At 75.8% G+C, this 19848-nt stretch carries 17 protein-coding genes; 11 read left to right on the top strand and 6 right to left on the bottom strand.

The window, feature by feature from the left end; all coding sequences use genetic code 11:
* Positions 1-5: 5 nt before the first annotated feature.
* The 4 genes from NP075_RS14380 to NP075_RS14365 form a co-directional block, all read right to left on the bottom strand.
* Entirely contained in the window at positions 6-1223 is a 1218-nt protein-coding gene (locus NP075_RS14380) for a hypothetical protein (protein ID WP_227565313.1), read from the bottom strand.
* Positions 1220-1771, bottom strand: a complete 552-nt coding sequence (locus tag NP075_RS14375; protein ID WP_227565314.1) for an RNA polymerase sigma factor — start codon at positions 1769-1771, stop codon at positions 1220-1222. Before NP075_RS14375 ends, NP075_RS14380 begins: the two co-directional genes overlap by 4 nt.
* A 129-nt stretch (positions 1772-1900) precedes the next feature.
* Entirely contained in the window at positions 1901-3028 is a 1128-nt protein-coding gene (locus NP075_RS14370; protein WP_227565315.1) for a hypothetical protein, read from the bottom strand.
* Positions 3025-3591 (bottom strand): SigE family RNA polymerase sigma factor, encoded by a 567-nt coding sequence (locus tag NP075_RS14365; protein WP_227565316.1) that lies wholly within the window; start codon positions 3589-3591, stop codon positions 3025-3027. Before NP075_RS14365 ends, NP075_RS14370 begins: the two co-directional genes overlap by 4 nt.
* 196 nt (positions 3592-3787) lie before the next feature.
* Here NP075_RS14365 and NP075_RS14360 point away from each other — a divergent pair, with 196 nt between their 5' ends.
* Together NP075_RS14360 and NP075_RS14355 are read left to right on the top strand one after the other, a co-directional pair.
* On the top strand, positions 3788-4111 hold the full coding sequence (locus NP075_RS14360; RefSeq protein ID WP_431355606.1) for an STAS domain-containing protein: 324 nt from the start codon (positions 3788-3790) through the stop codon (positions 4109-4111).
* 212 nt (positions 4112-4323) lie between these two features.
* Positions 4324-6615, top strand: a complete 2292-nt coding sequence (locus tag NP075_RS14355; RefSeq protein WP_227565318.1) for a sodium-translocating pyrophosphatase — start codon at positions 4324-4326, stop codon at positions 6613-6615.
* Positions 6616-6681: 66 nt separating this feature from the next.
* Here NP075_RS14355 and NP075_RS14350 read toward each other — a convergent pair whose 3' ends face one another.
* Positions 6682-7383, bottom strand: a complete 702-nt coding sequence (locus NP075_RS14350) for a hypothetical protein (RefSeq protein ID WP_227565319.1) — start codon at positions 7381-7383, stop codon at positions 6682-6684.
* A 173-nt stretch (positions 7384-7556) separates the two neighbouring features.
* On the opposite strand from NP075_RS14350, the gene NP075_RS14345 reads away from it, so the two are divergent.
* The 9 genes from NP075_RS14345 to NP075_RS14305 all read left to right on the top strand — a co-directional run bounded on the left by NP075_RS14345 (position 7557) and on the right by NP075_RS14305 (position 18755).
* Positions 7557-8255, top strand: a complete 699-nt coding sequence (locus NP075_RS14345; protein WP_227565320.1) for an endonuclease/exonuclease/phosphatase family protein — start codon at positions 7557-7559, stop codon at positions 8253-8255.
* 70 nt (positions 8256-8325) lie between these two features.
* Positions 8326-9885, top strand: a complete 1560-nt coding sequence (locus NP075_RS14340) for a DUF7059 domain-containing protein (RefSeq protein ID WP_227565321.1) — start codon at positions 8326-8328, stop codon at positions 9883-9885.
* A 504-nt stretch (positions 9886-10389) separates the two neighbouring features.
* Positions 10390-11214 (top strand): pyrroline-5-carboxylate reductase, encoded by an 825-nt coding sequence (proC, locus tag NP075_RS14335; RefSeq protein ID WP_227565322.1) that lies wholly within the window; start codon positions 10390-10392, stop codon positions 11212-11214.
* Between the two features lie 3 nt (positions 11215-11217).
* Positions 11218-12273, top strand: a complete 1056-nt coding sequence (locus NP075_RS14330) for a LacI family DNA-binding transcriptional regulator (RefSeq protein ID WP_308054147.1) — start codon at positions 11218-11220, stop codon at positions 12271-12273.
* A 122-nt stretch (positions 12274-12395) separates the two neighbouring features.
* A complete protein-coding gene (locus NP075_RS14325) occupies positions 12396-14009 on the top strand; it encodes a xylulokinase (protein ID WP_227565374.1) in 1614 nt (537 codons plus the stop codon).
* Positions 14010-14104: 95 nt separating this feature from the next.
* Positions 14105-14821, top strand: coding sequence for an L-ribulose-5-phosphate 4-epimerase (locus NP075_RS14320; RefSeq protein WP_207339140.1), 717 nt, complete (start codon positions 14105-14107; stop codon positions 14819-14821).
* 25 nt (positions 14822-14846) lie between these two features.
* Entirely contained in the window at positions 14847-16355 is a 1509-nt protein-coding gene (gene araA, locus NP075_RS14315) for an L-arabinose isomerase (protein WP_227565323.1), read from the top strand.
* Between the two features lie 698 nt (positions 16356-17053).
* A complete protein-coding gene (locus NP075_RS14310; RefSeq protein ID WP_256791134.1) occupies positions 17054-18244 on the top strand; it encodes a hypothetical protein in 1191 nt (396 codons plus the stop codon).
* A gap of 73 nt (positions 18245-18317) precedes the next feature.
* Positions 18318-18755 (top strand): hypothetical protein, encoded by a 438-nt coding sequence (locus NP075_RS14305; RefSeq protein ID WP_227565324.1) that lies wholly within the window; start codon positions 18318-18320, stop codon positions 18753-18755.
* Between the two features lie 41 nt (positions 18756-18796).
* Here NP075_RS14305 and NP075_RS14300 read toward each other — a convergent pair whose 3' ends face one another.
* Entirely contained in the window at positions 18797-19834 is a 1038-nt protein-coding gene (locus tag NP075_RS14300; RefSeq protein ID WP_227565325.1) for a PPK2 family polyphosphate kinase, read from the bottom strand.
* Between the last annotated feature and the right edge of the window lie 14 nt (positions 19835-19848).

Below are 19848 nucleotides of genomic sequence, written 5' to 3'. Positions count from 1 at the left end.
GCGCGTCAGCCCAGGGACACCGGCCACGGTCCGTACAGCAGGTGGACCTCGGGCCGGCCCCGGTCGGGACCGTCCGTCCCCTCCGGCTCGGCGAGGAGCAGGTCCACCGCGACCCACACCTCGTACCGGCCGACGGGCAGAGGCTCGTCGATGCCGTCACCGCACTGCCGCGGCTCGACCGTCTTCTCCCAGGTGATCGACGCACCGGGCGCGAGAGTGGCGTCCCGCGCGTCGTCGGTGCGCACGGGCACGGAGACGACCCGGCCCCCGCGCGTCAGGAGCACCGTCGGGTCGCCCGTCGAGCCCGCCACGGTGGCCGTGCCCTCGTTGGTCGCGGTGACCGTGAGGCGCAGCGGCTGGTCGGCGGCCACCCGTGCGGGCACGTCCGCGTCGAGCGTGACGGGGAACGGGTTGCCCGTGGGGCCGGAACGCGGCACGAGCATCGCGGCGTCGGCGCCGCACGCCTCGGGCGCGGGGACGGACGCACCGTCGTCGGCGACGTCGAGCGTCGTCGTCGCCGACGTCCGCGCGGTGCGGACCGCGCCCGCCGGGTCGACCCACTCGACCGTGTGCGTGACGACCGCGTCGTACACGCCCGCGGGCACCACCGGGTCCCCCTCCCCGATCGGGTAGGAGCCGCAGGACACGAGCTCGACGCCCAGGTCGACCACCAGCGGGAACGGTGAGACCTCGGTGGGCGCCCCGCCGGCCTGCGGCACGCGGGCGTCGCTCTGGACGGCGACCACCTCCCCGCCGCGCACCAGCGAGACGTCGGTGGCCACGAGCCGGCCCTCGGTCGCGACGTCAGGGGCCACGGACACCACGGAGGTGAACCGCCACGACCGGTCGGAACCCACGTCGGCCCCGGGGTCCACCGCGGCCACGGCGGCCGCCGCCGGGTCCGTCGTCCCCAGCCAGGTGTCCGCGGGGCCGTCGTCGACCCGCACGTCGTCCGGGCGCAGGCCGCACCGCACGAACTGCGGGGGCCAGTCACCGGCGGGCGCGGCCACCGGGACGGCGGTGCCCTCGAATGCCTGCGGTGCCAGCATGGCGACCGCCCCCAGGGTCACGAGCACCACGCCGCCTCGTGCCGCCGCCCGCGCACGGCGCCGCCGGCGCACGCGGGCGCGGACGCCGTCGACGGGCACCTCGTACGTCGCGGCCTCGCCCTCGTACTCCTCGAGCGCACCGTCCAGGGGATGCGGCTGCCGGTCCGTGCTCATCGTGACCCCCGTGAGTCGACGGTGACCTGCTCGTCGTCGTCGGGCACCGGCCCCAGCCGCTCCGCGAGCTTGGCCGTCGCGGTCGAGAGGTACCGCTTGACCGTGCCGTCGGCCAACCCCATGCGGGCCGCGACCTCCGGCACCGTGAGGTCCTCGACGTGCCGCAGGACCACGGCCACCCGCTCCTGCGGCGCCAGCGTGGCGAGGGCGGCGTGCACCGCGGAGCCGGTCGCGACGGACGGCGCCGGGTCGCGCGACGTCTCGTCGCCCGGCACGTGCAGCAGGTGCCGCACCGCGCTCCACCGCTGCCGCCGTCGCCACGTGTCGAGGTGCCCGCGCAGGATCGCGGCACGGACGTACGCCTCCGCGTGCGTGACGTCGGTGCCGGCGCGGACCCGGGTGAACGTGCGCACGAGGGCGTCCTGGACGAGGTCCTCGGCCGTGCGGCGGTCGCCGCACAGCAGGTACGCGTAGGCGAGCAGCGCGCGGCCGCGCTCGCGCGCGAGCAGGCCCAGCGTGTCGCCGTCCGCGTCCTGCGCCACAGCCACGCCTGACCTCCCTGGTCGCCGGCTCGCCCGGCTGGTGACGGGGGAGCCCCGTCACCAGCCTCGACGCGCGAGAGCCCGGGAACGTTGTACCGGTGGGCCGTCGCGAGGGGCCGGCGACGCGCGGTCGCGTCAGGACGTCGGCGTCAGGACGTACACGACCGACGGCTCACCGTCCGCCGCCTGCGACGCGATGATCCGCACGGACCACCCCGGCACCTCCACGCCGACCCCCCACAAGGGCTCCCCGAACGGCGGGCCGAGGAGCTCGCCGGCGTCGTCCGTACGCAGCGCGACGCGCTCGAGCAGCCCGGCCGCCACGTCGACCCGGTCGTCCCCGGGCGTGACGACCTCGGCGGTCCACCCGTCGCCCTGCCGGTGCGCCGCGACCAGCCGGCCGTCGACCAGACGGACCCGGCCGGGGAAGTCGTCCGGCAGCTCGTCGACCGTCGGCGTGTCCGGCGCGACCGTGACCTGCCACGGGCCGGACGAGCCGCGCACGGTGCCCTGGGAGTCGACCGTGGTGGCCCACACGTCGTACGTCCCGGCCGTCAGGGGCCCGGAGCCGTCGCAGGCCGCGAGGTCGAGGGCGACGGCCTGCACGGCACGCACGGTGCCGTCGGTGCCGTCGAGCGCCTTCCACGTCACGTCCGCCGCGGGTACCAGCCCGTGCACCGGCCGGTCGTCGACCGGCACCGACGGGTCCAGGTCGGCGAGGCGTGTCCGCAGGACCTCGTCGGTCGTCGTGGGGGTCGCGGCGAGCGGCTCCTGCGCGGTCCCGACCACGACGTCGTCCTGCGCGACGAGCAGACGGAGCCGCGACGGCGCCGTCATCCCCGCGGGCACCTGCGTGATCGCGACCCGCAGGTCGGCCGTGCCGCCCTGCCACGTGCCGAGCCCGACGCCCGCGGCCGGGTGGACCGACGACACCCCCGTCGCGTCCCGGTACCCGAGCTCGACGTCGAGCACGTCCTCGCCGTCCGTGGGCAGCGTCGTCACCGACGACGCGCACGTGCCGGGCGCGGCCTGGGGGTCGGCGGCCGGGACCACGTCGAGCGCCAGCTGCGGCCCCACGACCGCCACCGCACCGACCGTGCCGGCCGCGACCGCGGCGGTCGTGGCGGCGCGCGCCGCACGCCGACGGCGCACCCGCCCTGCCAGCCGCTGCACCGTCGCGGGGCCGGTCGTGGCGCCGAACGACGTCGCGTCGCCGGCGGCGTCCGCGATCTCCTGGAGCGCGAGATCGAGCCGTGTGCTCATCGTGACCTCCGGGCGGTGACCAGGACGTCGTGGTGGGTGACCTCGTCCTCGTCGCCGGCCAGCGGCCCGAGACGGGCCTCCAGCGTGCGCGTGGCGTCGGACAGGTAGCGCTTGACGGTCCCGACCGACAGCGAGAGCGCGTCGGCGACCTGCGCGACCGTCATGTCCTCGAAGTGGCGCAGCACGATGCAGGCGCGCTCGCGGGGCGGCAGCACGGCGAGCGCCTGCTGCACGGCGATCCGCGTGGTGACCACGGGTTCGGGCCCGGCGTGCGGCCCGTCCGGCGGTGTCGGTTCGGGGACCGCGGCCAGGTGGCGGATGGAGGCCCAGTGCCGCCGCCGACGGAAGCCGTCGACGTACGTCGTGAGGATCGCGCGCCGCACGTAGGCCTCCGCCGAGGCGATCTCGCGCGTGCCCCGGCCGCGCGTGAACGTGCGGACCAGCGCGTCCTGGACGAGGTCCTCCGCCTCCCGCGCGTCACCGGTCAGCAGGTACGCGTACCCCACGAGGGCGCGACCACGGGCGCGGACGAGCTCGTCCAGCGCGTCCTGCCACGGGGTCACGGGGCTCCTGTCGTCGGGCGGACGGCGGGGACCGGTGCCGCCTCACCCATGGTGACGGACGAGGAGCCCGAAAGGTTGGGGTCCGAGCCCTGGTCCGCACGACGGGACCCGAGGGCCGGGTCCCCGACCACCCCAGCGCGGGATGCTTGAATGCACTGCAGACGTACACGCAGGGAAGGGATCGATGGACGTACAGGTGAGCGTGGAGGACGTGGGGACGCGGGCGGTCGTGCACGTCGCGGGCGAGATCGACGTCTCGTCGGCCGTCCGGCTGCGCGAGCGGCTCTCGCTGCTGATCGCCGAGCAGCACACCGACCTCGTCGTCGACCTCACCGGCGTGACGTTCATGGACTCCACCGGGCTGGGCCTGCTGGTCGGCACCCTCAAGCGGGTGCGGATCGCCGGTGGCCGGCTGGTGCTCGTCGTGGCCTCGGAGCGGCTCCTCAAGGTCTTCCGCATCACCGGCCTGACGCAGGTGTTCACCATCCACGACACGCTCGAGGCCGCGCTCGCCTCCTGAGGGCGGCGTCGCACCGCGCCCGCGAGCCCCGCGGCGGGCCGCCGGGAGCAGACGTGCCGTCGCCGCCCGCACCGACGACCGCTGACGCGCGACCGTGTGGCGGACGGGTGCGACCTGCGTCACACCCGCCGCTAGACTCACCGGGTCGTCGGCAACGGGGCCGGACGACGGGCGTGCTCAGGGGGATCGCGCCGGTGTGTCGAGGAGGATGCATGGAGCTCGGGACCACGAGCATCACGATCGTCGCGGTGATCGCCGTGATCGGACTGGCAGCCCTGGTCGTCGCGGCGGTGCTCCGGCGCCAGGTGCTGGCGGCCGGCGAGGGCACGGCCTCGATGCAGCAGATCGCCCAGGCGGTGCAGGAAGGCGCGTCGGCGTTCCTCAGCCGCCAGTTCCGCACGCTCGCGCTGTTCGCGGCGATCGTCTGCGCCCTGCTGTTCCTGCTGCCGGGGGACAGCGGGGTGAAGATCGGGCGGTCGATCTTCTTCCTCGTCGGGGCCGGGTTCTCCGCGGCCATCGGGTTCCTCGGCATGTGGCTCGCCACGCGCGCCAACCTGCGCGTGGCCGCGGCCGCGTCGCAGCCCGGTGGGCGGGCGGAGGGCGCCAGGATCGCGTTCCGCACCGGTGGCGTCGTCGGCATGGCCGTCGTCGGCCTGGGGCTGCTGGGGGCCGCGCTCGTGGTCCTCCTCTACCGCGGCGAGGCGCCGGCGGTGCTCGAGGGCTTCGGCTTCGGCGCCGCGCTGCTGGCCATGTTCATGCGCGTCGGCGGCGGCATCTTCACCAAGGCCGCCGACGTGGGCGCGGACCTGGTCGGCAAGGTCGAGCAGGGCATCCCCGAGGACGACCCGCGCAACGCCGCGACCATCGCCGACAACGTCGGCGACAACGTGGGCGACTGCGCGGGCATGGCGGCCGACCTCTTCGAGTCCTACGCGGTCATGCTGGTCGCGGCGCTCATCCTCGGGCGTGCGGCCTTCGGCGAGGAGGGCATGGTCTTCCCGCTCATCGTCACCGCCGTGGGGGCGCTCGTCGCGGGCCTCGGCATCGCCATCACGCGGGTGCGCGGCGAGGAGAGCGGCCTGACGGCCATCAACCGCGGCTTCTACGTCTCGGCCCTCGTCGGCGTGCTGCTCGCCGCCCTCGCCGCGTTCGTGTACCTGCCGGCGTCGTTCGCGACGCTGACGGGAGGCACCGCGGGCCTCGAGAGCCACGGGGGCGACCCCCGGCTGATCACGTCGGCGGCCGTCCTCATCGGTGTCGTCCTCGCCGGGGTCATCCTGTGGGTCACGGGCTACTTCACGGGCACCACGAGCAAGCCGACGCTGCACGTCGCCCGGACGACGCTGACGGGTCCGGCCACGGTCGTCCTGTCCGGCATCGGCGTCGGGTTCGAGTCGGCCGTCTACACCGCCGGCATCATCGCCGCCGCGATCTGCGGGGTCTTCCTCCTCGCCGGCGGCTCGGTGCCGCTGGCGCTGTTCCTCATCGCACTGGCCGGCTGCGGGCTGCTGACGACGGTCGGCGTCATCGTCGCGATGGACACGTTCGGCCCCGTGAGCGACAACGCGCAGGGCATCGCCGAGATGTCGGGCGACGTGTCGGCCGAGGGCGCGCAGATCCTCACCGACCTGGACGCCGTGGGCAACACGACGAAGGCCGTCACCAAGGGCATCGCGATCGCCACGGCCGTGCTCGCGGCCACCGCGCTGTTCGGCTCCTACGCGGCCGCGGTGCGCGAGGCGCTGGACGCCGTCGTGGGCGACGTCGGCGGTGACCTCGTCGCGGCGATGATGTCGTACGACATCATCAGCCCGATCACGCTCGTCGGCGTGATCCTCGGCGGCGCGACCGTGTTCCTGTTCTCGGGCCTGGCGATCGACGCCGTCACGCGCGCCGCCGGCGCCATCGTGTTCGAGGTGCGCCGGCAGTTCCGCGAGAACCCGGGGATCATGACCGGCGAGGTGCGGCCCGAGTACGCGCGCGTCGTCGACATCTGCACGCGCGACTCGCTGCGCGAGCTCGCGACCCCGGGGCTGCTGGCGGCGTTCGCGCCGATCGCCGTGGGCTTCGGCCTGGGCGTCGGCCCGCTCGCCGGCTTCCTCGCCGGTGCGATCGGGTCGGGCGTGCTCATGGCCGTCTTCCTCGCGAACTCCGGCGGCACGTGGGACAACGCGAAGAAGATCATCGAGGACGGCAGCTACGGGGGGAAGGGCTCGCCCGCGCACGCGGCGGCCGTCATCGGCGACACGGTCGGCGACCCGTTCAAGGACACGGCCGGCCCGGCGATCAACCCGCTCATCAAGGTCATGAACCTGGTGTCCGTCCTCATCGCGCCGGCGATCGTCGTGGTGTCCGTCGGTGACGACGCCAACCACGTCCTGCGCCTGGCCATCGCGGTCGTCGCGACGGCCATCGCGTTCGGCGCGGTCGTCGCCTCGCGGCTGCGCGCGGCGAAGGTCGACCGCGAGGGGCGGCTCGAGCACGAGGCGCAGCTCGTCGGCTGAGCCGCGGCGCCACGGACGACGCGGGCCGGGCCCCCTCCTGACAGGAGGGCGGTCCGGCCCCGTCGTTCAGCGCCGCAGCGTGTACGTCAGGCTCACGGGGTCGCTGTCCTCGTCCGCCACCGTGGCCGTCGCGAGCGTCAGCGTCGCCGTCCCGCACGTCACGGTCGAGACCGTCGGCGGCAGCGCCTCGATCGCGTCCTGCGCGGAGCCCGGGGGCACGTCGATCGACTCGCCCCCCAGCGCCGCCGTCGTCGTCACGTCGAGCCCGGCGGCGTCGACGTCGGAGATCGTGAGCACGTCGCCGGCCAGGGACCACACGCCGGTGAGGTCGCCCGTCGACGCCGTGGAGGACGTGAGCTCCTCGCCGTCCGACGACAACGTCATGGACGACGAGGAGTCGACCGCCGCGGCGAACGACCCGTCCGCCGCGAACTCGTACGTCGTCGCGCCCTCGACCTCGACCTCCACGTCGCCGGCGGCCTCGCCGCCGCCCGCGAGCATCGTGCTCAGGTCGTCCTGCATGGCTGCCAGGTCGAGCCGCCACACGCCGACCAGGCACTGCTCGGTCCCGCCGTCGAACGGCGCGTCGGGCTGCGTGCCACCGCCGGCGTCGGCCGGGGCGCCCGGGCTCGCGTCCGCCGAGGCGCCCGCGCTCGCGTCGGCCGGGGTGGCGCCCCCGCTCGGTGCCGCCTCGCGGTCCCCGCCGGTGCACGCGGTCAGCAGCAGGGCGGTCAGGGCCGTCACGGTCACGGCAGGCGTGCGACGCACAGTGGTCCCCTCGTCGTGGCGCCGCGTGGCGCGGCGGTCGGTCGGTCGGTCGGTCGGGCCAACGTACGCCAGCGCCGGTGCCCGTGCCGGTGCCGTGCGGCCCGGCCCGGTGCCGTGACGCGCCGCGCGCCGGTCGGTACGCTCGCGCAGCCGGGGGACGGACGGAGGTCACGGTGGACGCGCGCGAGGTCGGCACCCTGCGGGTGATGACGTACAACCTGCGTGGGCTGCGCGAGGAGGTCGACGCGCTCGTCGAGGTCGTGCGCACCGCGCGCCCCGACGTGCTCGCGGTGCAGGAGCCCCCTCGCGGTCTCACGGGTCGTGCGCGGCTGCGGCGGTTCGCGGCCCGGACCGGTCTGCGGGTCGCGGTCGGCGGCGGCGGTGCCCGGACGACCGCGCTCCTCGTCGTCCCGCACCGCAGCGTGCGGGAGGCGGCGGGGATGCGGTTGCCGTGGCGCGTCGGGCTGACGCGGCGCGGCGTCGCGACGGCCCGCGTCGACGGCGTCCGGGTGGTCGTGGTGCACCTGGGCCTGCGGGCCGCCGAGCGTGCCCGGCACGTCGACCTGGTGACGCGTCGTCTGCTGCGCGGCGAGGACGGTCCCGTCGTCGTGGCGGGCGACCTCAACGAGCGCCCCGGTGGGCCGTCCTGGCACGCGCTGGGCGGGGCGGCCGGCGGGCTCCAGGACGCGGCGACGGCCGGCGACGCCGACCAGCCGACCTACCCGGCCGACGTGCCGCGTCTGCGCATCGACGTCGTGCTCGTCGACGGGCGCCTGCCGGTGCTCGGGGCGCAGGTGCCCGACCACGCCGCGGTGGGCGTCGCGAGCGACCACCGCCCGCTGGTGGTCGACGTCCACCTCCCGGAGCCCTGACCGCGCGTGCCGTGAGCCGGCCGGCCCCCGTGGCGGCGGCCGGCCGCCGCCCGCCTGGGACGATGGGGGCGTGAGCGCCACCCCGCACGCCCCTGTCGTCGTCCCCGAGCTGCTCGACGCGCTGCGCGTCGACCTGGACGCCGCCGCGTACACCGTCGAGCACGTCGAGGAGCTGCTCGGTCCCGTCGCGACCGGCGCGCTCGACCGCGGCGAGGCGCTTCCGGCGCTGCGCGCGACCGCACCGACGGCCTCCGCCGGTGCGGACCCCGCGGCGGTGCTGACCCGGTGCTTCGTGCTGGGGGTCCCGGTGCCGCGCGCGGCGCTGGAGCGCGCCCTGCCGTCCGTCGGCGTCGAGGGTGCCCGGCGCTGCGGGCTCGTCGACGCGGCCGGCCGGGGCGCCGACGACGACGTCCGGGCCCTCGTCGACCTGCGGCCGTACGCCGCGACCGACGGCGCGGGCGAGGCCGCGTGGTGGGTCGTGTCGGACCTGGGGGAGCTGGCGACCGGCCGCGCCCTGCGCACGGACCACGTGCTCGGCGTCGGCGGGGCGTCCGTGACGCTGGCGCAGGCGACCGTCCGCGACCCGCGCGAGCGCGTGCTGGACCTGGGCACCGGGTGCGGCGTGCAGGCGCTGCACGCCGGCCGGCACGCGCGCCACGTCGTCGCGACCGACCTGTCGACGCGGGCGCTGGCGTTCGCGCGGTTCACGACGGCGCTGGCCGGCCTGGGGCCGGACCGCGTCGAGCTGCGCGCGGGCTCGATGCTGGAACCCGTCGCCGGTGAGGCGTTCGACCTGGTCGTGAGCAACCCGCCGTTCGTCATCACGCCCCGGCGCGTCGACGTCCCCGCCTACGACTACCGGGACGGCGGGCGGGCGGGCGACGACCTCGTGCGTGACCTCGTCACCGGCGTCGGTGACGTCCTCGCGCCCGGGGGTGTCGCCCAGCTGCTCGCCAACTGGGAGGTGCGCGACGGCGAGGAGTGGCACGAGCGCATCGGGGCGTGGGTCGACGCGTCGGGCCTCGACGCGTGGGTCGTGCAGCGCGACGAGCAGGACCCCGCGCAGTACGCCGAGACGTGGATCCGCGACGGCGGGACGACACCCGCCGACCGCGACGCGTGGGAGCACCGGTACGGCGCGTGGCTCGACGACCTCGCGTCGCGCGACGTCGCGTCCGTCGGGTTCGGCATCGTCACGCTGCGCCGGCCGCTCGCGGGCGCACCGACCCTGCGTCGCCTCGAGTCGCAGACCGGACCCGTGCGCCCCCCGCTCGGCCCGGTGCTCGCCGCCGGCCTCGCGGCGCACGACGCCGTGACGCACCTGACCGACGAGGACCTCGCCGGCCTGCGGCTGCAGGTCGCCCCCGACGTCACCGAGGAGCGGTACCTGCAGCCGGGCGCGGCCGACCCCCGCGTCGTGCTGCTGCGCCAGGGCCACGGCTTCGGGCGCACGGTGCAGGCCGGGACGGCGCTCGCGGCGTTCGTCGGCGCGTGCGACGGCGAGCTCACCGTCGGGCAGATCGTCGGGGCGCTGGGCGCGCTGCTCGACGTCCCGGCCGCCGACGTGGCCGCCGACGTCCTGCCGACCGTCCGCGGCCTGCTCACCGACGGCCTCCTCACCCTCCCCTGAGCGCGAGAGCACGATCCAGTCCTCCCCGTGAGGCCTGCCGGTGGGCTCCGCCCGCGGTCCCACCGGTGGGCCCCACCAGTGGGCCCCGCCCGTGGGCCCCGCCCGTGGTGTGAGAGTGCAATCCAGTCGTGCCGGAGAGCCCCGCCGACGGGTCCCGCCGGTGGGTCCCACCCGTGGTGAGAGAGCAATCCAGTCGTGCCCGTGAGTCCCGCCCCGTGAGCGCGAGAGAGCAATCAAGTCTGCGTACGACCGAGCGCCCATCCGGCCGGGCGACCGGCAGCCCCACGTCCCTGGGGTGACTGGATTGTTCTCTCGCGGGGGGTGGGGGTGACTGGATTGTTCTCTCGCGGGGGGTGGGGGTGACTGGATTGTTCTCTCGCGGGGGGTGGGGGTGACTGGATTGCTCTCTCGCGGGCTGGGGGTGGGGGGTGGGGGCAGAGGGCTGCGCCAGTAGGCTCGCTGCGGTCGCAGGGGTGCGGCCGGCGAGCGGCGACGGAGGACACGATGGCGACGCAGGACCTGGGCGCGACGCCCGCGGTGGCGGTGCTCGGCGGTGGCGTCATGGGCGGCACGCTCGTGGCGGCGCTGCGCACGGGCGGCTGGCCGGGTGACCGGCTGACGGTCGCGGACCAGGACGCCGGCAGGGCGGCGGCCCTCGCCGACGAGCACGGGGCGCGCACGGCGGGCAACCGGGACGCGGCCGCGTCGGCCGATGTCGTGCTGCTGGCCGTGAAGCCGGACGTCGTGCCGGCGGTGCTCGCGGACATGGCGCCGGTGCTCCGCGACGGTGCGCTGGTCGTGAGCGTCGCGGCGGGTGTGCCGCTGCGCGTCTACGAGGACGCGCTGCCCGCCGGGACCCCCGTCGTCCGTGTCATGCCGAACACGCCCGCCCTCATCGGCAAGGGGGCCAGCGCGATCGCCCCGGGCCGTGCGGCCGGGGACGAGCACCTCGCGCTGGTCGAGCGGATGCTCGCGGCGACGGGCCTCGTCGAGCGGGTCGCCGAGAAGCACCTGGACGCCGTGACGGCGCTGTCGGGCTCGGGGCCGGCGTACGCGTTCTACGTCATCGACGCGCTCGCGGAGGCAGGGGTGCTGCTGGGACTGCCACGGGACCTGGCCTCGCGGCTCGCGGTCGCGACCGTGGAGGGCGCGGCCGCGATGGTCGCGCAGACCGGCGACCACCCGGTGGTCCTGCGGGAGCGGGTCTCCTCGCCCGGGGGCACCACGGTGGCCGGGGTCGCGGCGCTGGACGCGCACGCGGTGCGCGCCGGTCTCGTCGCCGGGGTGCGCGCCGCCGCCGAGCGCTCGCGCGAGCTGGGTGCGGGCTGACGCGTGGCCGTGGAACCGCGCCCGGTGGCGCGACCGGGGCGCACGCGCGACGGCCGGCCCCCGGCGATGAACGACGTGGCCGCGCTCGCGGGCGTCAGCCACCAGACCGTCTCGCGCGTGCTCAACGACCACCCGAGCGTGCGCCCGGCGACGCGCGAGCGCGTCCTGGACGCGATCGCGACGCTGGGCTACCGGCCCAACCTCGCGGCCCGGGCCCTGGTGACGCGGCGCACCGGGACGCTCGGCGTCATCACGCCCGCGACCGCGCTGTTCGGCCCGACGAGCACGCTGGTCGCGTTCGAGCAGGCGGCGCGCGACGCCGGCTTCTACGTGTCGGTGGCGACCTTGCGCGAGTTCAGCGGCGGTGAGGTGGTCGCGGCGGTCGAGCACTTCCTCGCGCAGGGGGTCGACGGCGTGGTCGTCGTCGCGCCGCGCAGCGGGACCGTCGACGCGGTGAGCGGTGTGCGGCTGCCGGTGCCGGTGGTGCTCGTGTCCTCGGGGCGTGAGGGCGTCGACCTGCCGACGGTGGCGGTGGACCAGGTGACGGGCGGCCGACTCGCGACCGAGCACCTCCTCGCGTCGGGCCGGCGCACGGTGGTGCACGTCGCGGGACCGCAGGAGTGGTACGACGCGCGGGACCGGCTGCAGGGCTGGCACGAGGCCCTCGAGGCCGCGGGTGCGCCGGTGCCGGCGGACCGTCCGGGCGGCTGGTCCGCCGCCGACGGGTTCGCGGTGGGCGGCCGGCTGGTGGAGGAAGGGCTGCCGGACGCGGTCTTCGCCGCGAACGACCAGCTCGCGCTCGGCCTGCTGGCCGCCTTCGCGCGGGCCGGTGTCCGGGTGCCGCAGGACGTGGCCGTGGTGGGGTTCGACGACGAGCCGGGCACCGCGTTCTACGCCCCCGCGCTGACGACCGTGCGGCAGGGTTTCGACGAGCTGGGGCGGCGTGCGGTGCAGGCCGTCGTCGACGCGCTGGCGGGCGCGACGGCGGAGCACCGGTCCATCGCGCCGGAGCTCGTCGTGCGCGCGTCGTCGGCGCCCCCGGACGGTCCGGTCGGCTGAGCAGGAGGTTGGCACCCGCGTCATGTGAGCGTTAACATCAACCAGGTGCCGGAGGGTGGAGACGACCTGGCGGACCTGACCACGACCCCGGGCGACGCGGCCCGGAGAGGGAGCAGCGCGTGATGGCGCACCACGACGAGCAGTCCCGACCGAACGCGGCCCGCGAGGCGATCGAGCAGGGGCGGGCGACCCTCGGGATCGAGCTCGGCTCGACCCGCATCAAGGCGGTCCTGGTCGGCGACGACCACGTGCCGCTCGCGAGCGGCGGGCACGCGTGGGAGAACCAGTTCGTCGACCGCACGTGGACGTACTCCCTCGACGCCGTGTGGGACGGGCTGCGCGCGGCGGTCGCCGAGCTGCTGGCCGACGCCGAGGAGCGCCACGGCGTGCGGCCGACGTCGCTCGCCGCGATCGGCGTGTCGGCGATGATGCACGGGTACCTCGCGTTCGACGCCGACGACGACCTGCTGGTGCCGTTCCGCACGTGGCGCAACACGTCGACCGGCCCGGCCGCCGCCGAGCTCACCGAGCTGCTCGGCTACAACATCCCGCTGCGCTGGTCGGTGGCGCACCTGTACCAGGCCGTGCTGGACGCCGAGCCGCACGTCGCCGACGTGCGCTTCGTGACCACGCTGGCCGGCTACGTGCACTGGCGGCTGACGGGCCGCAAGGTCGTCGGCGTCGGCGACGCCTCGGGCATGTTCCCCGTCGACCCGTCGACCCGCGACTACGACGCCGACCTGCTGGCCCGCTTCGACGCGCACGCCGCCGACCGGCTGCCCGTCGACCACCTGACCGACCTGCTGCCGCAGGTGCTGGTCGCCGGCCAGGAGGCCGGGCGCCTGACGGACGAGGGCGTCGCGCTGCTCGACCCGACCGGCACGCTGCGCGCCGGAACCCCGCTGTGCCCGCCCGAGGGCGACGCCGGCACCGGCATGGTCGCGACCGCGTCGGTCGCCCCGCGCACCGCCAACATCAGCGTCGGCACCAGCATCTTCGCGATGGTCGTGCTCGAGAAGCCCCTGGCGCGCGTGCACCACGAGATCGACCTGGTCACGACGCCCGCGGGCGACCTGGTCGCGATGGTCCACTGCAACAACGGCGCCAGCGAGCTGGGGGAGTGGGCCGGGGTGTTCGGCCGCTTCGCCACCGCGCTCGGCTCGGACGCGGGCTCCGACGAGGTGTTCGGCGTGCTGCTGCGCGAGGCGCTCGAGGGCGAGGCCGACGGTGGCGGGCTGCTGGCCTACAACTACCTGTCCGGCGAGCCGGTCACCGGCCTGGAGGAGGGGCGTCCGCTGGTCGTGCGCACCCCGGACAGCCGGCTCACGCTCGCCAACTTCGTCCGCACGCAGGTGTACGGCGCGTTCGGCACGCTGAGCCTGGGCATGCGCATCCTCACGGCCGAGGGTGTCGAGGTCGACGCGATGTACGCCCACGGCGGGCTGTTCCGCACCGCGGGCGTGGCCCAGCGGCTGCTCGCGGCGGCCGTCGACACCCCGGTCGCCGTCGGGCGCACCGCGGGCGAGGGCGGCGCGTGGGGCATCGCGGTGCTCGCCGGCTACCTCGCGAGCGGGGCGACGCAGGACCTCGGGACGTACCTGACGACGCGGGTCTTCGCGGACGCCGAGATCGACGTCGTGCAGCCCGACCCGGCGGACGTCGCCGGGTACGCGACCTGGCTCGAGCGCTACGAGGCCGGCCTGGCCGTCGAGCGCACCGCCACCGAGGTGCTCTGAGCACCACCTGAGACCACGCGCGGCACGGCCGCGCACCGGCGCCCGCGCGCCGGACCACACCGCCCGCCACCGCGGGCACCGACGCAGGAGGCCGGATGACCACCACAGCACTGGACGCCTACGGGCCCGACGTCCGCGAGGCCGTCGCGCGCGCCCGCGAGAAGGTCAGCGCGCTGCACGCCGAGCTGCCCCGGTGGGGCCTGGTCGTGTGGACCGCGGGCAACGTCTCGCAGCGCGTCGTCGTCGACCCCGCGGGGCCGAGCGAGCGCGACCTGCTCGTCATCAAGCCGTCGGGCGTGACGTACGACGAGCTGACGCCGGAGTCGATGGTCGTGTGCGACCTGCAGGCGAACCTCGTCGAGGGGGACCGGGCGCCGTCGTCCGACACCGCCGCGCACGCGTACGTCTACACGCACATGCCCCACGTCGGCGGGGTCGTGCACACGCACTCGACGTACGCCACGGCCTGGGCGGCCCGCGCGGAGCCCGTGCCGTGCGTGCTGACGATGATGGCCGACGAGTTCGGCGGGGACATCCCCATCGGTCCGTTCGCGCTCATCGGCGACGACTCCATCGGCCGCGGCATCGTCGAGACCCTGCGCGAGTCCCGCAGCCCCGCGGTCCTCATGCGCAACCACGGCCCCTTCACGATCGGCAAGGACGCCAAGGCCGCCGTCAAGGCCGCGGTCATGGTCGAGGAGGTCGCGCGGACCGTCCACATCAGCCGCCAGCTCGGCGAGCCGCTGCCGATCGCGCAGAGCGACGTCGACTCGCTGTACGCCCGCTACCAGAACGTCTACGGCCAGCACTGATGCCGGCCCACGGAGGAGATGCACGATGAGCAAGGCCTACCCCGACCAGGAGATCTGGTTCCTCACCGGCTCGCAGGACCTGTACGGCGAGGAGACGCTGCGCCAGGTCGCCGAGCAGTCGCAGGAGGTCGCCGCGGCGCTCGACGCGTCCGGCGACGTCCCGGCGAAGGTCGTCTGGAAGCCGGTCCTCAAGGACTCGGACTCCATCCGCCGTGCGGTGCTGGACGCCAACTCCGACGACCGCGTGCTGGGTGTCATCACGTGGATGCACACGTTCAGCCCCGCCAAGATGTGGATCACGGGCCTGGACCTGCTGCGCAAGCCGCTGCTGCACCTGCACACGCAGGCCAACGTCGAGCTGCCGTGGGACAGCATCGACATGGACTTCATGAACCTCAACCAGGCCGCGCACGGCGACCGCGAGTACGCGTACATCGCCACGCGCCTGGGCGTCTCCCGCACCACCGTGTCCGGCCACGTCTCGAACCCGGCCGTCACCGCGCGCATCGGCACGTGGGTGCGCGCCGCCGCCGGCTGGCAGGCCGCGCAGGACCTGCGCCTCGTGCGCTTCGGCGACAACATGCGCAACGTCGCCGTCACCGAGGGCGACAAGACCGAGGCGGAGATCCGGCTCGGCGTCTCGGTCAACACCTGGGGCGTCAACGACCTCGTCGCCGCGGTCGAGGCCGTCGACGACGCGAGCGTCGACGCGCTCGTCGCGGAGTACGAGGACCTGTACGACGTCGTGCCCGAGCTGCGCCGCGGCGGCGACCGCCACGAGTCGCTGCGCTACGCGGCCCGCCAGGAGATCGCGCTCGAGGGCTTCCTCACCGAGCGCGGCGCCATGGCGTTCACGACGAACTTCGAGGACCTGGGCGACCTGCGCCAGCTGCCCGGCATCGCCGTGCAGCGGCTCATGGCCAAGGGCTACGGGTTCGGCGCCGAGGGCGACTGGAAGACGGCCGTCCTCGTGCGCGTCGCCAAGGTGATGGGTGCCGGGCTGCCCGGCGGCGCCTCGCTCATGGAGGACTACACCTACGACCTCACCCCGGGTGCGGAGAAGATCCTCGGCGCGCACATGCTCGAGATCTGCCCGACCCTCACGACGTCGAAGCCGCGCGTGGAGATCCACCCGCTGGGCATCGGCGGCAAGGAGGACCCGGTCCGCATGGTCTTCAACGCCGACTCCGGCCCCGGTGTCGTCGTGTCGATGGCCGACATGCGCGAGCGGTTCCGCCTCACGGCGAACGTCGTGGACATCGTCCCGCCGACGGCCGACCTGCCGAACCTGCCGGTCGCGCGTGCCGTGTGGGAGCCCCGCCCGGACTTCACCACGTCGTCCGAGTGCTGGCTGACCGCCGGCGGTGCGCACCACACCGTGCTGAGCACGGCCGTGGGCATCGAGGCGTGGGAGATCTTCGCCGAGCTGGCGCGCACCGAGCTGCTGGTCATCGACGAGTCGACGACGCGTCGCGGGTTCGCGGACCAGGTCCGGTGGAACCAGGTGTACTACCGGGTCGCGCAGGGCCTCTGACCACGGCACGACGGCGGGTGCCCGGCTGCGGCCGGGCACCCGCCGTCGTACGGTCGGGAGAGCGGGTCAACGGTGACGCGCGGGAGGGAGCGTCGTCGTGCGTACGCACTCACGGACGCTGGTCTGGGCCTTGCGGGCCTTCCTCGTCACGGCGGGCGCCCTGCTGATCGTGGTCGTCGACGCCGTGCTCAGCGGCCCCTGACGCACCGGACGGTCACCCGGGGGACGCCACCACCGGGTCGCCGAGGAACGCCGCGGCGGGACCGGCCAGGACCCCGGCGCGGGTGACCGGCGCCCCCACACCGGCACGCCACCGTGACGTGCGGGACGAGCCGGTCGGGAGCCGGCCGTGGACGTCCGGTTCACCGCGACCCAGGCCGTCGCGCACGCGTCGGACCCCACGGCGCCGGCGGAGCCCTCGCGCACCACGTCCCCGACCCGGTTTCCGAGCCCCGCAGCGGCGTCGTCCCCGAGCGAGCCCGGCAGCCACCCGGCCACGTACAGCCACGAGGGAGGACCGTCCGCGCAGGCGCCGATCCTGCCGGGGCACCGGCGCGACGGCACGCGCACGCGGTGTCCCCGACGGGTCGGTCCGCGGCCGGCCCGTCATGTCGGATCGTGCGCATTTGGGTGGATCAGGCCGCATACTGTCCACGACGCACGCGTCGGGGTTGACGCGGACCGGGGAGGGGTCGGCCATGCACGCGCATCGGCTGGGACGAGCGGAGACGTGGGTCCTCCGCGCGCTCGTCGTCGCGCTCGGTGCCCTGCTGCTGCTCCTGCTCGACGCCGTGCTCGGCGGGTCCGGGCCGGCCCACGCGTCCGCGCCCGTCGCGTCCGTGGGCATCGCCGGCGAGGGCCACCCCGACGGTGCTGCCGACGCAGCCGGTGCGGCCGACGCGGCGGGTGCCGCCGACGAGGCCGTGTGGGACGCGCGGACGACAGCCGCCCAGGTGGGCGGGGAGGTCGTGGAGGAGGTCGAGGACGCGGCCACGGCCCCGTCCGAGCCGGACGAGCCGGCCGGTCCCGTGGATCCGGTCGACCCGGTCGACCCCGTGGATCCGGTCGACCCGGTGGATCCCGTCGACCCCGTGGATCCGGTCGAGCCGGTCGATCCGGTGCAGCCGGTCGAGCCGGTGCAGCCGGTGCAGCCGGTGGAGCCGTCCGACCCCGTCGAGCCTGCGCCCGCGGAGCCGGCGGCGGAGCCCGTCGTCGAGCCCACCGTGGAGCCCCGGACGTCGACGGGCCGGGAGACGGGCACGTCCGACGTGGACAGCGCCGCGGACGTCGTTCCCGCCGCGCCGACCGTGGACGTCGACGCGCCGGCCCTGCTCACGGTGACGGCGGCCACGCTCGTGACCGCCCCCGCGCTCGTCGACGCGGCGGTGGAACCGCCGCAGCGGCAGTGCGGGTCGCCCCGCGCGCTCGGCCCGGTCCCGGCGCACCGCGAGGGCGACGCGCCGCCGGACGTCGTCGCGGCCCTGTCGCTCCCGGCGCCCGCGGGGGACGACGCCGTCCCCGAGCCCGCCACGGCGACGCCACCGGCCGCCCCGCGGCCGTGGGCTCCGGCACCCGGACCGGCCGGACCGCAGCCGGAGGCGCCGGCGGTGGTGACGATGACCTTGCAGGTCACGACGGGTCACGTCGCGGACGTCGCCTCCGACGCCTCACCGGGCGCCCAGGTGCAGCCGCCGTCGACGCCCGTGACCACGACACCCGACACCGGCGTGAGTGCCCCCGGGACCGGGTCGGTGACCCCGCGCGCAGGGCCGTCCAGCGTGCCGGCGCACCGTCCCCAGCCCGTCGACGTCGTGCTCACCACGACGCTCGCACGGCCCGACGTACGCCTGACGGCCACTGCGCGCGACGTCCTGACGCACCCTGCCTGACCGGACGGACGCGCCGCGCGCGACGTCCCGCGCCCTCCGGGGCGCACCGGTCCCACAGGCAAGGAGCTCGATGATGCGTACCCAACTTCGCCGTGTCCTGCCGGCCGCGCTCGTGGTCGGCGGGCTCGCTCTCGCCGCCGCCGGCGTCGCCCTCGGCGCCGGGGAGAGCGCCCTGTTCGGCGCGGTCCTGCTCGTGATGTGCGGTGCTGCCACCTGGTGGCACCCGCACCTCCCGGCCCCGCGGCACGCCGCCCACCTGACGGCGCCCGCCGTCGGGTGGGGGGCGCCCGTCGTCCCGCCCCGGCGTGGCCCGGGCGCCACCCCGGCGGCCGTCGTCCCGTCGCCCCGGGGTGCCCCGGTGCTGCCGATCGCGGCGGACGACGTGCTCGGCCTGCCGAGCCCCTGGACGGACGTGGCGCGCTCCGGCGGCCCGCAGCGCGCCGGGGCGCCGGCCCGGGTGCGGCCGTACGGTGGCCTGCCGCACCAGCGTCGCGCCTCGAACGGCTCCTGACGGGCGGGCGGGCCGCACGTGGCAGCCCGCCCGCCCGTGCGTCAGCGTGTGGCGTCGAGCCGCGCGAGCTCGCTCGCCACGTCGTAGTCCGGCGTCGGCCAGTCGAGGTCCCGGTCGCTCAGCGCCCGGTGCAGCAGGGCGCTCACGGCGAGCCGCGCGTACCACTTGTGGTCGGCCGGGACGACGTGCCAGGGGGCGAGCTCGGTGCTCGTCCGGTCCAGGAGGTCCTGGTAGGCGGCCTCGTACGCCGGGCGCCTCATGCGCGCGTCGACGTCCGACGGGTCGTACTTCCACATCTTGTCGGGTCGCTCGAGGCGCTTGCGCAGCCGTCGGAGCTGCTCGTCCGGCGACACCCACAGCACGACCTTGACGAGGGTGGTGCCCGCGGCCGCCGTCTGCGCCTCGAACCGGTTGATCTCGTCGTACCGTGCCTGCCAGACCTCGGGCGCGACCAGCTCCTCCACCCGGGGGACCAGCACGTCCTCGTAGTGCGACCGGTCGAACACCCCGATGCTGCCGGGCCGCGGCAGCGCCCGACGCACACGCCACAGGTAGTGGTGCCGTCGCTCCTCGGCGCTCGGGACCCCGAACGACCGCAGAGCGACGCCCTGCGGGTCCACCAGGCCGAGGACGTGCCGGACGATCCCGCCCTTGCCGGCCGTGTCCAGCCCCTGCAGCACCAGGAGGACGGACCGGTCGCCGCCCGTGCGGCCGTGCGCGTACAACCGCTCCTGGAGCTCGGGCAGCTCCTCGCCCATGGCCGCGAGGGCACGTTCACCGTCGGAGCGGGAGCCGTCGAACCCCGGGGTCGCGGCGGCGTCGACGTCGGTGAGCCGGTCGCCCGGGCGCACCCGCAGCGACACGACGAGGGAGTCGCGACGGGCCGCGAGGCCGGCGGCGGCCGCCTCCCGCGCCGCCTCGGCCTTCGCGGCGGCCTTCCGCTCGGCCTTCGCCGCCTTCTCCGCGGCGGCCGCCTGCGCCGCCGCGCGCTTCTTCGCCGCCTTGGCGCGGGCCTTCCCGCCGTGCTCGCCCGTCGGGTCCTCGGCCGTCCTGCCGGCCTTCGTGCTGCCTTTCGCCATTGCCGTCTCCCTCG

This window comes from Cellulomonas wangsupingiae (assembly GCF_024508275.1).
Lineage (GTDB): Bacteria > Actinomycetota > Actinomycetes > Actinomycetales > Cellulomonadaceae > Cellulomonas > Cellulomonas wangsupingiae.
The sequence above is the reverse complement of the archived record's forward strand: the minus strand, read 5'-3'. Positions and strand labels throughout refer to the sequence as shown.

Coding starts and splice junctions, on each gene's coding strand:
- NP075_RS14380 (WP_227565313.1), bottom strand. CDS start 1,223: ATGAGCACGGACCGGCAGCCGCATCCCCTGGACGGTGCGCTCGAGGAG.
- NP075_RS14370 (WP_227565315.1), bottom strand. CDS start 3,028: ATGAGCACACGGCTCGATCTCGCGCTCCAGGAGATCGCGGACGCCGCC.
- NP075_RS14355 (WP_227565318.1), top strand. CDS start 4,324: ATGGAGCTCGGGACCACGAGCATCACGATCGTCGCGGTGATCGCCGTG.
- NP075_RS14305 (WP_227565324.1), top strand. CDS start 18,318: ATGCGTACCCAACTTCGCCGTGTCCTGCCGGCCGCGCTCGTGGTCGGC.
- NP075_RS14320 (WP_207339140.1), top strand. CDS start 14,105: ATGACCACCACAGCACTGGACGCCTACGGGCCCGACGTCCGCGAGGCC.
- araA (WP_227565323.1), top strand. CDS start 14,847: ATGAGCAAGGCCTACCCCGACCAGGAGATCTGGTTCCTCACCGGCTCG.
- NP075_RS14310 (WP_256791134.1), top strand. CDS start 17,054: ATGCACGCGCATCGGCTGGGACGAGCGGAGACGTGGGTCCTCCGCGCG.
- proC (WP_227565322.1), top strand. CDS start 10,390: ATGGCGACGCAGGACCTGGGCGCGACGCCCGCGGTGGCGGTGCTCGGC.
- NP075_RS14300 (WP_227565325.1), bottom strand. CDS start 19,834: ATGGCGAAAGGCAGCACGAAGGCCGGCAGGACGGCCGAGGACCCGACG.
- NP075_RS14325 (WP_227565374.1), top strand. CDS start 12,396: ATGGCGCACCACGACGAGCAGTCCCGACCGAACGCGGCCCGCGAGGCG.